This window comes from Neptuniibacter sp. QD37_11 (assembly GCF_047778105.1).
GTDB lineage: Bacteria > Pseudomonadota > Gammaproteobacteria > Pseudomonadales > Balneatricaceae > Neptuniibacter.
Genome location: NZ_CP180554.1, coordinates 145,083 through 160,506, shown reverse-complemented (window position 1 = coordinate 160,506; position 15,424 = coordinate 145,083). Strand labels below are relative to the sequence as shown.

At 41.7% G+C, this 15,424-nt stretch carries 14 protein-coding genes and 1 pseudogene; 9 read left to right on the top strand and 6 right to left on the bottom strand.

All coding sequences use genetic code 11. From position 1 onward, the window contains the following. Positions 1 to 7 precede the first annotated feature (7 nt). The 3 genes and pseudogenes from ACMXYT_RS18100 to ACMXYT_RS18090 all read left to right on the top strand — a co-directional run. Complete coding sequence (locus ACMXYT_RS18100) at positions 8 to 517, top strand: hypothetical protein (RefSeq protein ID WP_415912998.1); 510 nt, start codon at positions 8 to 10, stop codon at positions 515 to 517. 26 nt (positions 518 to 543) lie between these two features. Continuing rightward, positions 544 to 948 carry a gamma-glutamylcyclotransferase family protein gene (locus ACMXYT_RS18095; RefSeq protein WP_415913434.1) on the top strand — a complete coding sequence of 135 codons (405 nt, stop codon included), beginning with the start codon at positions 544 to 546 and terminating at the stop codon, positions 946 to 948. A 7-nt stretch (positions 949 to 955) separates the two neighbouring features. Further along, positions 956 to 1,033, top strand: a pseudogene (locus ACMXYT_RS18090) (hypothetical protein); the annotation flags it as partial. Here the strand turns inward: ACMXYT_RS18090 and ACMXYT_RS18085 are convergent. Further along, positions 998 to 1,960 carry a DUF808 domain-containing protein gene (locus ACMXYT_RS18085; RefSeq protein WP_415912997.1) on the bottom strand — a complete coding sequence of 321 codons (963 nt, stop codon included), beginning with the start codon at positions 1,958 to 1,960 and terminating at the stop codon, positions 998 to 1,000. The pseudogene ACMXYT_RS18090 and the gene ACMXYT_RS18085 sit on opposite strands and share 36 nt — an antisense overlap. Positions 1,961 to 2,085: 125 nt before the next feature. Here ACMXYT_RS18085 and ACMXYT_RS18080 point away from each other — a divergent pair, with 125 nt between their 5' ends. After that, positions 2,086 to 2,973 (top strand): hypothetical protein, encoded by an 888-nt coding sequence (locus ACMXYT_RS18080; RefSeq protein WP_415912996.1) that lies wholly within the window; start codon positions 2,086 to 2,088, stop codon positions 2,971 to 2,973. A 55-nt stretch (positions 2,974 to 3,028) separates the two neighbouring features. Beyond that, on the top strand, positions 3,029 to 4,387 hold the full coding sequence (locus tag ACMXYT_RS18075) for a hypothetical protein (protein WP_415912995.1): 1,359 nt from the start codon (positions 3,029 to 3,031) through the stop codon (positions 4,385 to 4,387). 122 nt (positions 4,388 to 4,509) lie between these two features. Here ACMXYT_RS18075 and ACMXYT_RS18070 read toward each other — a convergent pair whose 3' ends face one another. Beyond that, positions 4,510 to 4,857, bottom strand: a complete 348-nt coding sequence (locus ACMXYT_RS18070) for a hypothetical protein (RefSeq protein ID WP_415912994.1) — start codon at positions 4,855 to 4,857, stop codon at positions 4,510 to 4,512. Between the two features lie 191 nt (positions 4,858 to 5,048). On the opposite strand from ACMXYT_RS18070, the gene ACMXYT_RS18065 reads away from it, so the two are divergent. Beyond that, on the top strand, positions 5,049 to 5,747 hold the full coding sequence (locus ACMXYT_RS18065) for a hypothetical protein (protein WP_415912993.1): 699 nt from the start codon (positions 5,049 to 5,051) through the stop codon (positions 5,745 to 5,747). Positions 5,748 to 5,815: 68 nt separating this feature from the next. After that, the gene (locus ACMXYT_RS18060; RefSeq protein ID WP_415912992.1) at positions 5,816 to 6,052 is read left to right on the top strand and encodes a hypothetical protein; all 237 of its coding nucleotides are present in this window, start codon (positions 5,816 to 5,818) and stop codon (positions 6,050 to 6,052) included. A gap of 1 nt (position 6,053) precedes the next feature. Here the strand turns inward: ACMXYT_RS18060 and ACMXYT_RS18055 are convergent, their stop codons facing one another. From ACMXYT_RS18055 to ACMXYT_RS18040, 4 genes are all read right to left on the bottom strand, one after another. After that, a complete protein-coding gene (locus tag ACMXYT_RS18055) occupies positions 6,054 to 7,727 on the bottom strand; it encodes an ABC transporter substrate-binding protein (RefSeq protein ID WP_415912991.1) in 1,674 nt (557 codons plus the stop codon). Positions 7,728 to 7,892: 165 nt separating this feature from the next. After that, the gene (locus tag ACMXYT_RS18050; protein ID WP_415912990.1) at positions 7,893 to 9,011 is read right to left on the bottom strand and encodes a hypothetical protein; all 1,119 of its coding nucleotides are present in this window, start codon (positions 9,009 to 9,011) and stop codon (positions 7,893 to 7,895) included. 39 nt (positions 9,012 to 9,050) lie between these two features. Then, positions 9,051 to 11,189, bottom strand: a complete 2,139-nt coding sequence (locus tag ACMXYT_RS18045; RefSeq protein ID WP_415912989.1) for an EAL domain-containing protein — start codon at positions 11,187 to 11,189, stop codon at positions 9,051 to 9,053. 209 nt (positions 11,190 to 11,398) lie between these two features. Further along, on the bottom strand, positions 11,399 to 13,213 hold the full coding sequence (locus tag ACMXYT_RS18040; protein WP_415912988.1) for a hypothetical protein: 1,815 nt from the start codon (positions 13,211 to 13,213) through the stop codon (positions 11,399 to 11,401). Between the two features lie 194 nt (positions 13,214 to 13,407). On the opposite strand from ACMXYT_RS18040, the gene ACMXYT_RS18035 reads away from it, so the two are divergent. Together ACMXYT_RS18035 and ACMXYT_RS18030 are read left to right on the top strand one after the other, a co-directional pair. Next, on the top strand, positions 13,408 to 14,391 hold the full coding sequence (locus tag ACMXYT_RS18035) for a hypothetical protein (protein ID WP_415912987.1): 984 nt from the start codon (positions 13,408 to 13,410) through the stop codon (positions 14,389 to 14,391). Next, positions 14,391 to 15,404 (top strand): hypothetical protein, encoded by a 1,014-nt coding sequence (locus tag ACMXYT_RS18030; protein WP_415912986.1) that lies wholly within the window; start codon positions 14,391 to 14,393, stop codon positions 15,402 to 15,404. Before ACMXYT_RS18035 ends, ACMXYT_RS18030 begins: the two co-directional genes overlap by 1 nt. Positions 15,405 to 15,424: the final 20 nt, after the last annotated feature.

The following is a 15,424-nucleotide window of genomic DNA, read 5'->3' as shown; positions in this document are numbered from 1 at the left end:
AGGGGTTATGTCTCAAGAATACCTAGCTCAAACTCTTATTATGGAATTAATGGGCTATACAATGGGCCCAAATCCTGAGCATAAACCTGACAACATCCACCCTACGGATTCTCTTTGGTATACACCCGAAATGGAGTTAATGACCTTTGGGAAGGCGTGGGCCCACTATTGCAGCAATGAGAGCAGGGTGCTCGTAGCCAGAAGCCAGCCCCGGCCTCAGCCTCTTTATGCCCATGATGGAGAAGCATTAATGTTCGATACCCCTAAACAGGCTGCGCAGTTTATTCTTGAGAATCACAAACAACTTTTTGAACGAGATCCTCAGCACTGCATTGTCTTCAAGGGGAATCAGTATTGGTACGACAATGACTTCCACTGTATTTCTTTGCTTGCAAAGGCGGCTGACAATAAAGCACTAGGAAAAGAACTGGTGGAAGAGTTAATTGCCAGTGGACACTTAGATCGTCGAAGTGTGGATGTCCGCTCTGTAGGCTATGCCCAAGGTTACGATTTTTAGGAGTCGGTTTATGTCAGTCGAAGAAAATACTAAAGCTTTTTGTTTACGGGACTTTAATGAGCCCAGAGCTGGTTGAAGCCTTGACCGGACATCGTTTCCCAATGGTTAGCGCCACGCTGAATGGCTTTGAGAGGCTCTGTGTTGACGAAAGAAGTAATTACCATCCATATCCAGCTATCGTCCCTAAAAAAGACTCCACAGTGAATGGGATGCTTCTCCGGTACGTTGACCAAGGAAGTCAGGCACTCTTTGATCTATTTGAAGGGGGAGAGTACGAAGTGAAGGTTGATACTGCTCATGGCAGTGTTTCCGCTCTTACATATGTGTGGGCCGGGAAAAGGGATAGACTAGGCGGGTCTTGGTCCTTTACAGACTTTGAAAAAAATAGTGTTGCTCACTATATCAATTCAGTAATTCCAGATTTAGCTTAATTCAGATATTAAAAAAGCAGGCCAAGCCTGCTTTTTTAATACCTTAGCTCTATGCCGTAGATTCAACACTGCCTTTTCCGAAGAACTTACACCCACCTTCAAACACACCAACAGCTACCGCTCCTGCCACGATGCCGCAAATAGCCTCCAGTGAAGTAGCGACAAGAAACTCAAGAACAAATCCTACTGTCTGAATATCTGCCATGGTTAAGGCGATCGCTTCAATTGCATGATGGATGGCCGGGACACCATGAGCCAAAATTCCTCCACCCACCATGAACATTGCTGCAGTACCAACCACACTTAACGTTTTCATCATTTTCGGTGCGAATGCCAGTAGTTTTCGACCGATAGCGCGCTGCACCCCAACCATTTTTGCTGTATCTGGCTTATTAATATAATGAAGCCCCACATCATCCAGTTTCACCAAGCCAGCAACAAGGCCATACACCCCGACAGTAATAAGGATGGAGATGGCGACTAGAGTGCCTAGTTGCTCAATAAAGGTGGCGCCTGCAATCGCCCCTAACGTGATAATTATGATTTCGCCACTGAGGATCATGTCAGTACGTATAGCGCCTTTGATCTTTTTACGCTCCCACTCGACCATATCGACACTTTCATCATTGATGGCATTAACAAGTGCTTCATGGTGAGCATTATCCTCTTCCTTGCTATGAAGGAATTTATGAGCGAGTTTTTCGACACCTTCGAAGCAAAGAAACATCCCGCCCAACATTAAAAGAGGCATGATCAACCAAGGGATGTAGTAACTCAGCGCTAAAGCGCCGGGTACCAGAAGGACTTTATTAAACATTGAGCCCTTTGCAATAGCCCACACTACCGGCAGCTCTCGCTCCGCCTTAACTCCAGTAGCTTGCTCAGCATTCAGTGCAACGTCATCAGCAATAACACCACCGACTTTTGAGCCTGCTAGTTTTGTCATTGCTGAGATATCATCCAGCAACACCGTTATATCATCCAATAAAGCTAATAAGCCTGTTCCAGCCATAATCATGCCTTTCCATATTTAAATTTTTTCTTATATTAATTATTTCTTAGGAAGGATCAAGTATTTCTTTTGGAGGGAATCTGGGAGTATGTTATAATTTTTATTAAAATAAAGAGATCACACACATGCCACAATACAATTTAATTACGGATTGCGTCTCGGCCGAAGGCGAGGATATTTCGCGCATGATTGAGTTTGCAGATGATATCGATGCTGAAGACTTTAAAGAGAAAGTAGGCGCTGAAGCGTTTGCTGAAATTAGTAAGAATTTTGGATATATCGACGGCGAAGATCTTACGCTAGAATCTGATTGGTCCGTATCCTTTGCAGAATCCACCTATAACGGAGCGCCGTGCCTGTACATTCGGCATTCTGCGATTGAATATGTGTATGTAGATAATGAGCATACTGGCTCCATTCTCTACGACGATGAACTTTCCTCTTATCACGAAGTTGCGGAAATCATTGATGATCATCTAGCTGAAGCGACAGAATTCTTTGATAAAAAAGACAGTCTTGATGACATGAGCTTTGGTGAGTTTTGTAGCACCGCCGCGGTTGAGCGTCATTTACTAGAAGCTGTCGATGACTATGGTCCTGAGTTCGAAATGTTGCCTCCAATTGCATTTGGCAGTGATGCGCTCCATGAAAAAATGCAACGCATGCAAGAACAAGTTAAATCAGCCTCTTACGAGGCTTTGCTACCAAAACGTATATTAGAGGAGCTAGGTGAGATTGGGGGTGCTCTGCATGTATTGGATTGTGATTTTAGTGCAAATGCACATGGTCCAAATACGTCTTTTGAGGTTCGCAAGCAAACAGGAGAGCTAATTAAGCGAAACTGGGAGAATTTTTTTAAACCTCTGCATGATGAAGGTCTTTTAGATATTCTTGCTGATCAATTAGCCATCAATCCTGAATTGGTAGAGGCTGTAGAGAAACTCTGCGAGTCACGACATATTTACCTTTTAGCAAATAACAATGAAAATGAATGCCAAGGGCTAAATCGATAGATAGCTATATTTAAAACTGTTATAATTATAAATCAATCATCTGGAGGCCTATATAATGGAAATCAATCAGGCTGTTGAGGTTATGAACCTTTACTACAATGACCCAAACACTAAGTCTTTAGACTCTGTTGAGAAATCTCAGGCAATGCAGAAGATATTAGGTAAGGAATTATCCTTTACAAGGCATATGATTGATCTTATGAATCAGTGGCATAATGGCGGTTTAATTCAGTATTTTGATAATGCGTCCCATACGACGGGTCGTAATAGCAGCCCTTTTTCTCTCGATCCTGATGATAATCCAGATGTAATCGAAGAACTTCGTGACCTCGCTATCTATATGCGTAACACCTATTCAGATCCTAACTCAAATAAATACTATTCGGATGTTAAAGATTTATGTGAGTCTATGATGAAAGGCTACCTCATTGATGATCAAGAATACTTCGATATTGGTGATGGCGAAGAGGATGAGGATGATCTTGAGTCTAATCCAAACTACAGGAGACTGGATGAGAGATTTGTCGCCAAACTAACAGATTTAGGTAACAAATATTACGAGCCTATGGGTCTGGGTCTACAGGAAGTTTTACCTAAGAATCTGCAGTCATGTTATACATTATCAGATTCGAAACTTAACGAACTGCTGAGCTTTTTAACTGGCCGCATTGATGACTACGAAGAAAGAAATTATGGACCGCTGGGAACCCTGCAATCAGCATTTGATGATTCTCTAATTGCGTTGCGCGAGGCTGTGCTTAAGAACGCACCACTTGAAGTAACGGCAATAAAGTTCAACACAGCGTGTAAAAATGCAATGCTAACTAAGGTGGCGGAAGACAAAGTTCCACCAGAGCACGGTGAAAAGTTCGCCTCATACTTTAATCGTGTACAAGAGTCAGTCCGTGAATACTATGGCGATCCTGACTTTTCAGGCTGCTTTAAGACTTTCGCCTTTCAAAAGGCTGAAGAGCTACTAGCGCCTTTACCACTCGATCGCGCCTGTGCGGAAATAGAAGCTTACTTTGAGCTTGATGATGAAACTGTGAGCAAAGTTAAAGGGGTGCTTACAGGCACCATTGACCCTGCAGAGGTGTCAGAGCGCGCCGATCATTTGATTAGGCAATCATTCCATGAGCCTAGCCACATAGATCTGGTTAAGTGCGCATTGAATGATTTACTTGAGTGTCACGGTGTTGAAAGCATCAGCGAATATAATGCGGAGTATCTCAATTCTGGCGATAGCTACACGCCATCCATTGTTTTCGATATGGATAGAAATCGTTTATCCGTAAGCTCCTATGGGGATTTTATTGAAGCACACGATAATGAACAACCCGTTGATTGGGTAGCATTTGAATCCGAATTCAAGGCTCCAAAGAAGGATAGGGAGCTAGCACAACCCGGGCTTTGACATCCTCCCCCCACCTGAAGGAAGGGGCTTTCCGCGCTTATTGGTAATGCAGAGTGAATTTAAAAAACCGGCATAGGCCGGTTTTTTTCTCTTAAAAAGATTTGCATCTGGCTTATTTCCTCTTAGCCAACTAATGCGCTGATACAGAATGCCAGACCTTGCATCAGACATATCCCAGCACTATAAGCGATTGTCCATAACGCAAGCATGTAAAGCTCGAAACCACACTTATTATCTACCTTGCCACCATAGACCCAGTTCATTAAACTGATATATGCGGCCATAAAAGGACGATTTTTAAAAGATATCCCCAATGACAATACCAAGCCTGTAATCAACGTCATGACAGGGGCAAGGCTCTGCATGTCATTAAACACTGACCACCCTACATAAGCGGGCCAGACCAAGAATGCCATTAGCCCCATGCAAAAAACTGCATACTCAACTATTTTTTTAATGTATTTAATCACGCTTACGCCCCTGTCATATATTTCGTGCTTATAGGTTAATTGATTTATTTTCTTTCTGTATTTCCCTGCACAAAGTGTCACAAGGTGGCACTTGCAGTGCCATATCTTTGTTTTCCAACCCCTTAAAACTTCAAATGATATTTAATATTTGTTATAATTAGTTCTATATGGCTAACAAATGGGTAATTGTCATGTCACGTACAAGAGAAGAGCTACCAGCACACCCTTCCGATGTTTGGGAAACAATGACTGAAGCTGACGCTAAGGCATGGCAAGCAGCCGAGAACAAATGGCATCTCGCTCTAGATAAGTTTAAATCCGATGGGTGGAGCTCTAATGAAATTCTTGGAAGCTGGATTGAGGAATACGAAAGGACCGCTAAAGGAATACTTGAGTTAAATCAACCTGCAACGGACCTTAAAGAGATTTTCCTTAGGACTGTCACTGATATTCAAACAGATTCTTTCATGAAGCCTTTCTATAAGCTTAAAGTGCGGGAAGACCTTGATAATATGCTTTTCCTTTGCACCGATGAGGTAATGGCGCATCTTGAAAATAAGCGCTACGGAGATGCATTACTTGAAATGGGTATTGATACGGATCATCTTGAAAACTTTAAGAAAGAGTTTATTCCAGCCATGGAGACTTTAGAACAGGCTGAGGCTAAAGGTCCTGAAGCGTTTAAAACCAATGACGGTTACGTCTTCATCAAACGTGGTAATGGATGGACAGATGGGGATATGTCATTCCCATCCAATACTCAAGGCCTTCCATTTGATGATGTTTACGGGCAACTTGATGGAAAGCTTGTGCCAGTTGCTGATGTTCAAGACAGGGTTAACGCCATTCTAGAAATTGTGAACGAACAAGATGGCGATCTTACCCCTTAAGGAGACACCATGAAGATACACATGAGGAGATTTGCGCTCTTTTAGGTAACTTAACCTAGGAGACACACATGTCCACATTTAACAAAGCCAAAGACCGTGATGATAACGGTCGGCCAATTCACAAATACCGCGGAAAGCATGCTGCACGCTATGATAATACACCAACATGGCACGTGAATTTATTCATGAACCGTCCAAGAAGGGCTAAAGACCGACACCTTTGCCGATTAGTAAGAAATGGCAGAGATTATAGTGATATGCATTTTAGCCTTGGTAATCACAAGCCTCATGTTTATTACTGGTAGCTCACTCTGCAACATCTAATCTGTTTCGGTTGAGTGGATTGTTTACGACGTCAATCGTAAAGCCGCCTTTACCCGTGGCTTTACGGTCATACATCAACTTGTCCGCAATGGAGATCACTCTTTGCGCATTAAGACCTTCCATACTTTTAACTAGCACTATCCCTATGGTTGCTGTGACTTGAGGCTCTATTTTTAACTCATTAGAAGCCTCCTTAACCGCATCTATTAATCTCAATGAGAGACTTGCAGCTTCAGATTCATCTATATTTCTTCCAAGAAATACGAACTCATCGCCACCATATCTAGCTATCGTAGAGGATGCTCTTATTTCATTTTTTAGACGCTGAGCCGTCAACCTTAATAGTTCATCACCCTTATGATGCCCATAGCTGTCGTTAACGCACTTGAAATTATCCAAGTCAATAAACGCAATAGCACAATGGAGCCCTGTGCGGCGAAGATCATCAAGCACAACTTCCAATCTATCCATAAATAGAAGTCTATTAGGCAGCTCCGTTAATGAATCATGTGTTGCGGCAATAAATAGTTTAGCCTCTGATTCTTTTGTTTTAATAACCTCTTGCTCTAAACTTTTAGCTCGCTGGCGATATACCCATAAGGCAATGGTTAGCATTACAATTAGAAAAGAAAGGGCTGCAAAATACTCCAGATGGTCTTTCCAGCTATTGGGTTTCTTATAGGGTTTGTGGAGAAGGCTATCAACCATAATCGTATTTTCTGGCTGTATAAGCTCAATTGCAACGAGATGTCTTTGAATATCTGCCCAACGATCATTACTCATATTTCCAATATCAACAAAATCAGCAACCATATGCTGCCTCACAATATTGGCCTCAAACCGAAGATGACTTCGAGACTTGTGAGGTGCATATTTTCTCACGATGTTTACTGTCTCTTCTGGATAATCTAGAGCATATTTCCAACCTTTTACAGAAGCCGCTTTAAAAGCATCAACAAGTTTCGGATTTCCCTCTGATAGTCTGTCACTGGTAAATAAAACATCACTATAGAACCTAATGCCATAGTCAGCGGGGTCGATTAATCTATAATTTAAATTTGACGCTTCCAGTGCAAAAGGCTCATTAGAAGCATATCCGTTAAAAGCAAAGATCTTATCGTTGATTAGATCTTGAATATTGTGTGAGGAGTTGATTCGTTGAATTTGATTTAGCAGTCCTTCTTGTTTTAAAAGTGCTATTAAGGCCAAACTCCCAAAATCTGGAAGCAACATAACACTCTTCCCAGACATGTCTTTGGGAGTATATTTATCTGATCCTTTTGTGATAAACCTCATAGCGGACTTTTGAAATATCGCAGCCACAGCCTTTACACGCATTCCCTGACTTCTAGCCCAAACAAGTCCACTATTATCCACGCCAAAATCTGCTCTTCCTTTAGTGACCTGTTTAACAGGATCGATACCGGGCGCTCCCTCAACTATCAGAGCATCAATACCAACCTCATCGTAATAACCGAGCTCCTTAGCTACATAGTAGCCTGCAAACTGGTATTGATGATACCAACGTAGTTGGAGTGTGATTTGCTGGTTCTGATCATCGTTCTTTTCGACTGTGGCGGACACAATGGGAGTGAAAACAATTATAAGGAATGAGAGAAGGGTTGATAAAAAATACTGAGAAGAAAGTTTTAGCATCGCCCAACTCCTTACGCACTTTATCCATAGACGACTAGTATTCAGAATGTTAGCGTACTCTTTTCCAGTGTGTATTACGATAAATTAAATTAAAATCATCTAATGCTTTATGCTAATAAAGTTTTTTATCTAACTTGCCTTGTTAATTTTCCTTAAGAAGTTATCTTATTCAAAATGCTTTAGCCATATGCTCGCTATCCTATTTCTAAATTCCTTATCCAATTCACCTATACGGCAATCAGCGCCAATCCTTGCGATTTGATCAATACATTGAATAATTTCCGCTTGGACTAAGAAAATATACGGTCCAACTTCCGCATTATGAATGAAGTTTATGGCATTACCATTATTCGCAATATAGAAATATTTCCCATTACCCCCGTATTTACGGATGTTCTTAGTGACCGGCTCAGAGAGGTATCCGTCAACCTCACGCGGAAGAAATATCTCATCATCAGCAGATGTTACTGTGCATATAAATGCTCCTGACTTAAGGTGCTGGTAATCCTCAGGCATCAAAGCCTTATTTCCCGTCGCACAAAACACCAGTGTAGATTCAGAAATTGCAGCTTTTTTCTCCTCTACTTTCAATCCGCGGCAATGTGCCTGAATTGCCCTTTGAGGACATAGCTCAACAACACTGATATGTATATTCAGGGCTTGAAGGGAACTGCAAATAGACTGGCCAAGCTTTCCATAACCGAACACTACTGCCTTTTGTCCATTAGGAATGATATGAATTTCACGCAATAACACTTCTGCTGAAAATACAATGGAGCGACCCGTCCAGAAATCCTCAGGCCCTTTTAATGGGCTTCTAGCCACAGTCAATATAGGCATATTATTTTGATATTTTTTTTCGTAACGTTGCAGGCCATTTTCAGTAACTTCAATAACGCCCAATAAATCACACGTCAATAAATCTGTAATATCAGCAAGAAGCTCGGAAAAATATCCGCCAGTATCAACGAGGACCAGTCGTCCGATAGGGCAATACGAATTTATTATCTCAACAACCACTTCCTGATTACTCAGTTCCTCTCTTGATTTTACTAAAATTGGGTAATTTACAGCTTTATCACCAACAGTCTTGCTGCTTGCACTACCTGATTTCGCCAAAACAAGTGCAAGATTAAAATTGCGCTTAAGAAAATCTAAATAGGGCTGAGGATTGTCGAGTACATGCGTAACAATAATGACACTAACTGTGTCATCAAAATTAACATTTAGACAGTTAAAAAAATTTTCTGCAGACTTAAATAGTTGACAGTTACCGTTACTCATTACACTCTCTTTTTCTTATTATAAGTGTTCTTATTTTTCTTAATTATTATCTCTAAGAGTCTGCAAGGATTCATGAGCCCCTTGGTTTAGCAATCCTCCTATTCTCAGTGCTGGCTTAGGCGCACAAAGATAATACCCTTGCATAAATGGACAACCCATTTCCTTTAGTAAGGCGAATTGCTCTTCAGTTTCTACACCCTCAGCAACCACTGAAAGATCCATATCTTTTGCCATCAGAAGGATAGTTTTAGTGAGTTTGTGTCCTGCGCTATTCCCATCCATATCCTGAACAAAATCTTTATCGATCTTAACTGTGTCAAAATTAAAGTTCTGCAGGTAGGTTAATGAGCTGTAGCCGGTTCCGAAATCATCTGCATGCAAATGGACACCAAGTGCGCGTAGGTTGTTTACGTGCGATTGAGCTTTCTGTTGATCAACCACCAACATTGTCTCAGTCAATTCAAGATGCAGTTGAGTAGGTTCCAATCTGGTCAAAGATAAAACTTTTCGGACATTTTCTACGATGCTTGAAAGTAACAATTGTCTTGCAGAAAGGTTTACTGCTATAGAAAATGGCTTATCTGGCATGTATGTTTCATTCCAAATTTGAATTTGCTTACAAGCTTCATGCAAGACCCAATCTCCAATGGCAACAATTGTCCCGGTATTCTCTGCAATTGGAATAAATACCGCTGGTGAAATTGGACCAAGGGTAGGGTGGTACCATCTTACTAGTGCCTCAAACCCATCAATAACGCCCTTATGTGGGTCAATGATTGGTTGGTAGTGGACCTCTATCTCGCCACGCTCCATTGCATACTTAATATCATGCTCAATTTGCGTGGTGAATTTAATATCAGCATGCATGTTTGGATCATATAACATGACAGACTGATCCATCTTTTTGGCACGATACATCGCTGTATCCGAGTTACATACCAATTCATCGGGTGTTTTGTAATATTTCTCGCCGATGCAAATGCCAATAGATGCCTCAATATTAAACTGGTAATCAGCAATATCCATCGATTTTGATATTTCGGAAAGCATCCGATCGGCAATTAACCCTGTAGTACCTTCTTCACTTGATAATTCTTTTGGCGCCACAACTTCTTCTACTAAAATAGTGAACTCATCGCTACTGTTTCGAGCCACTGTATCACCGGGCCTTACACAACCATTCAGGCGCTCAGCAACCGTCTGTAGGACCTGATCCCCAATCGCATGACCATAGCTATCATTAAGATGCTTAAATCTCTTTAGATCAAGAAAAAAGACAGCATACGTATAGAATGGATCGCTTTCTTTGCGCTCAATAGCTTTACAGAGACGCATGTTGAATAACCTGCGGTTTGCTAGGCCTGTAAGTGAATCATACAGGGCACCATCTTTAAGCTGATCTAATAGTTTCTTGCGATCCTGTTCGCGACAATGGGCAAATACACTGAATGATAGAATGCCAATAAACCCAAGTGCCCAAACTAAGACGTGGGTGATACGCATACCATTGATAGCCTCATTCGCATTAAACCTATAATCTGCTAAAGGAATGGATACACTAACGCCACCGCGTATATCTCCATCTTTATAGCCCATATGGCCATGACATTTATCACATCCGTCGGTCATATGCATAGGGCGCATATACCGGAGATACTCAATACCATGCGAAGAAGTTATTTCATAAATCTCTTTTATAGCCGCACTGTTTGTGAATTTTTGAAGAGCTACCGTTTCCCACTGATCAGGTTTGTTGACTGGATTGATGACAACTGTACTAGTTATTTTTCCCTTTGTCCCATACAACTCCTCATATCGTTGTGACATATCCCTAAGCATCGTAGCAGGATTAAGCAGGGTATAATCTTTGCCATCTGTACTTTGGATATCTCGCTCGGAAATGTGAGATAAGTATGGATTGGGTTGATTTTCATTAGTTACTTCAACGTAAACACCGCCATGGGATGATGCCCAGCGGCGAAATGCTGCATCCTTATTCCAGACTGATTTTGCCTCTGAAAGCGCCTGATGCTCCATGTTTCTTTCAAGGTTGGCAGTATTCCAGAATAAGGAATATGAAACCAACCCCGTCCAAAAAATAGAACACATGACCATCACTAAAAAGATAGGCTCTCTTTTGTGCTCTAGAATCTCGCCTTCATCAATCGTTGAAGTCATTTTTATTTACTATAACGAAATTAAATTGTGTGAAAAGTATATAATGATTCAAAAAGCATTACTACGCTTTTATTACATGCCCTTATATTAATTGCTTATTTTTTGTATGGATTTTATTAGTGATCAATTTAGGGAGGGCGTTTTACAATCCCCCCCCCTCATTTACGTACCAATTAGAGCTAATCGGCACTCGGTGACCACAAAGTGCGTCAAGCCCGTCCTTTAAGACAGGGAGGATGTCTAACAGCCACTCCAAACTTACGTCCTTCACGCATAGTTCGCGACATCGAATAAGGAATATTGCCTGCTCCTCTTTCAGCCATTTGCCTACTCATCTCATGGTTTATCTCTCTGATGCGATACGCCCACCCACTAATGGATAAATGAATCTTTTCATATGATTCAAGTGCATACTTCAACTCAACGTCCTTATACTTGTATTGACCTGTTGCCAGTAAGTAACCCAAATAGTACTCCGCATCAGAAAATAGTGGTGGATCTTCACCCATCAGCATTACATACAATCCATGTAGCGCTGTCTCCATTTCATCCAGATGCAGGTAGCTACACATTTTATAGCCATGATGCTCAGCTGCCTCCTTGTGCCACTTTTCTACCTCTGGAATTGAAAGATATCGAACTAGCGCTGGAAATTCTTTTCGATACTCTCTTTCTGAGACCATCAAAAACTCTATCTCATTGGTCTTGTGAATGTCTCTAGCCAACCCCTTAAGGGCTGGAATGCATGGTTCAATGCCTACTTTGCCCATGTGCATCTTCCACGACCCTTTTAGCTCCTCAGATTGCCTCTGCCAACTATCAGCGGACTCCACACTTAGTCGCTCAATCGGTCCACCTTGCCAAACTATTTTGGATTTCGACTTGCCTGAGTGAAGCACATCTCCCTCATTAATAAATGGCCTAGCCAACAATCCTTCCTCTGGAAGGATGTCAGGGGTCACATTAACTGTATTGTCAATAAAGACTTTCCCTCGGCCACAAGGCAAATCAAATAGCTTCAACCCAGAGGAGCACTTTGGCAAGTCTGGATCAATCAATGACCAATCTATAGGAAGGTACGTTGAGACATCAGGGTCGGAAAACCGGCCTGTTTTCATCAAGTAAGCGAGTTCCTGCTTTGCTAATTCTAGGCTCTCATAGGAGGTTGGGTAAATGGCTCTTAATTGCTTATTGTATAGCCAGAATAGGTCCTGATGATCTTGCGTTTTCTTTATACCAAAGCCTAAGACGGAGAAATTATCGTCATAATGCCTACCAATATATTCAGAGGCTGAGATTAAGTTCATTTCAACCAAATTTATTACGCGTTTTTTTAGCCTGAGTTTGCTTTCATCCTTCACTCGCCACGGGAAGTAATTATCACTTTCCATAATGTCAGTACGAATCTGCTCAGCAACAACCTGCAGGCAAGCGATATTAACTTCCGGATCTTCCGCTGTTTCATAGACATGCCACAACTGATCATTTAGACCAAGAAATTCCATTAAGTCAGATATGTCAGAGTAGGTTGCTTTTTTCATTGAATCGAAATACATGCCCACTTCATCCATTACGATTCTGAAAGGGAGTTCTGGAGTCTTATTTACACAATCAGACTCTTCACCTGTTATTTCCGACGAAAAGGCGGGCGCTAATGCATCCTTAACCTCTTTGACAACGAGGCCGCCTAGGTAGCCTGAATACTGTTTACTTAAAGCCTCTAGGGCAGCAAGCGCCTCGGCATGAGTAATTCCATAAGAATCAGAAAGGGACTCTGAAATCTTGGTCCAGTGGTTTACAGGCAGCGCAACTAGAGGGTCGCCACAATACTCAATCCCTTTAGATCTAGATACCACATCAGAGTAAGAAGTGTAGTTGCATGCTATCGCAGCGAAATCATGAGCTCTTCTCAGCTTAACGCGCTTACGGCTTGTTATTTCAGAAATTGACTCAGCTAAGGTTTTAGCCTGCGCTTTAAATGAAGATAGTTGACTAGGTGCAACTAGACACAATGGTTCTTTCATGAACTTTTTCCCGGGCTCTATTTCAGACAAGTACAGCTCTCATCCATCGAGCCAGAATTTAAGTTCGATGAAATTTAATATATCCACTCCTTTTTATTGGCCTCGCTGCAGGCGCTCGGGACGCGAGTTAATTCGCCCCTTGAATATTAATTAATGCTATAATAATATCTAAGGAAAAGTCAAGAGTAATATTGATGAGCGCACTACAACCAAATCATTATGGGCCTAAGGATTATCCGCGATGGAAACAACAGGCTTTTGAATTAGTTAAGGCGGCATGGCTGCCCTTGGCAATTCTAGGCACTGTCTCTATCCTGCTTCTTTATGGGGCGGTGGAAATACTTCTCTGGTTGGTACTTGAGATTTTTGCTGACTCTGATGGCGAATGGCTTTACACCGCCTTTGCCTCGCCATTAGTACTCTTTGTCGCCATAATGTTCATGTCGCTGATAGAATGCAGAGGGTTCGTGGATCATATAATTCATCTAGTAGACAACAATAGATCTGTATCGCCTCTCACGCTATTGAGACATTTTTTTGTAAACCCTGCAGCACGCAACAATTGGCTTTGGGAGTTACAAATCACCTTTAAAAACGCGATACTCATGAATACTATCTTCCTAGCCATGATTTCAGTAATTTCAGTACTTATTACTCTAATATTAATGTTGCCCCATCCGGACCACGCTACGCTAGAGGTTGATTTACAGAAAGGATTGTGGTTTGACCCTAATGACTCTTTCCTGATTACTGTAACTGCGATGCTTTGCATTATGTACTTTTCTTTACAGAATCCGTTAAGATCTGCATGGTTGGAATACTCACTAGGCAACTCTTTTAACTTAAAGTTTTGGAGCAGCCCTGCGCGCAATTATTGGGATTCCTGCCCTTCAAATTTGTGTGATTGGTACCGCCGATTTACCGGAGGCGGGCAGGCACCTAATACACCTAATGCTATTTACAATGAGCTTGTGAAGAGATCGATCGATGTAGCCTTCATATCTTTGGTTATGGCTTGTATTATGAATCCATTTTTAACGTTGTTTGCAATCATAATCTCAACAGGATTTAAGTTTTACACTTACGCTGTTTACTACGTTGCCTGTCGTGATGTGTATATGGGTAAACGTGAAAATTCTGTTCAAAAATCACAAAGTACAGCCCTTGAGGGTGTTTGATGAATTCACTAAAACCTGAAAAATATACAGAATCTGACATGAAGGAATGGGCATACCTAACCTTAGGATTGATGCGCCGAGGTATTGCTCCACTTACCGTTTTAGGTGTTTTCATTATTGGTTGGTCTAGTCTTCTTTTAATGATCCAAGAATGGGTTTCCGGACTACTTAAAGGGAACGGTATTGCACTGGATCTCATAGTAGCGCCTTTCTGCTTTGCACTGAGCTGCGTATTAGTATCGATCTGCAGCTTCAGAACTGTAACTGACCGGCTATTTCACGCACTCGATGAAGGCAAGAGTTTAAGTCCCTCAAAATTATATCTGGATAACTTTACTGCACCATCAGCCCGTCATAACTGGCTTTGGCACCTCCGATCTGACCTTAAAGTGATGAAATTCTTAACTCTGGCTGCTATTTGCTTCATGGCCCTTATGACTGTTATTGGTTTAGTTATAATTGCAGGGGTCATTGGGTTAGAGTGGCTATTAGGACCGGCATCCAACACACCCTCTGGTGGACCATTAGTCATAAAACCGCCCATGGGCCCCGAGTACACAGCCTATGGCCTGATGCTGGTAGACCTTTCTAGTTTTCTATTCTTCGCTAATTTCATTAATATCCTTGGAAGGCCGTGGCTGGAATTCTCACTCGGTAATGTTTTCGGTATAAAATACTGGCCAAATGTACTTAGAAACTTCCCCAATTTAATCTCCATTTTAGGATTAAGTAGGCAAATGTTGCATAACTTCTTGGGTGGTGGGATGGATACTAAGAGCAGTGCCATGCCGCTGTCCATATATGCTGCAGCTTCATCCTTTTTAATGCTGACATTCATGAACTTCGCGGACACGATGAAAAACGAAGTGATGCTTTCTCTTATTGTTCTCCTTCAGGTTGCCTCTATGATGTTTTGGTCGGGATACTGCTATGTTGCTTGTCGTCACGTGTACATGAAGAAAAAAGAAAACTCGCCCAAAAAGGTCACCAGTGCGGCTCCTCATTTGGTTTAAAAAGCCCCTTAAAAGGGGCG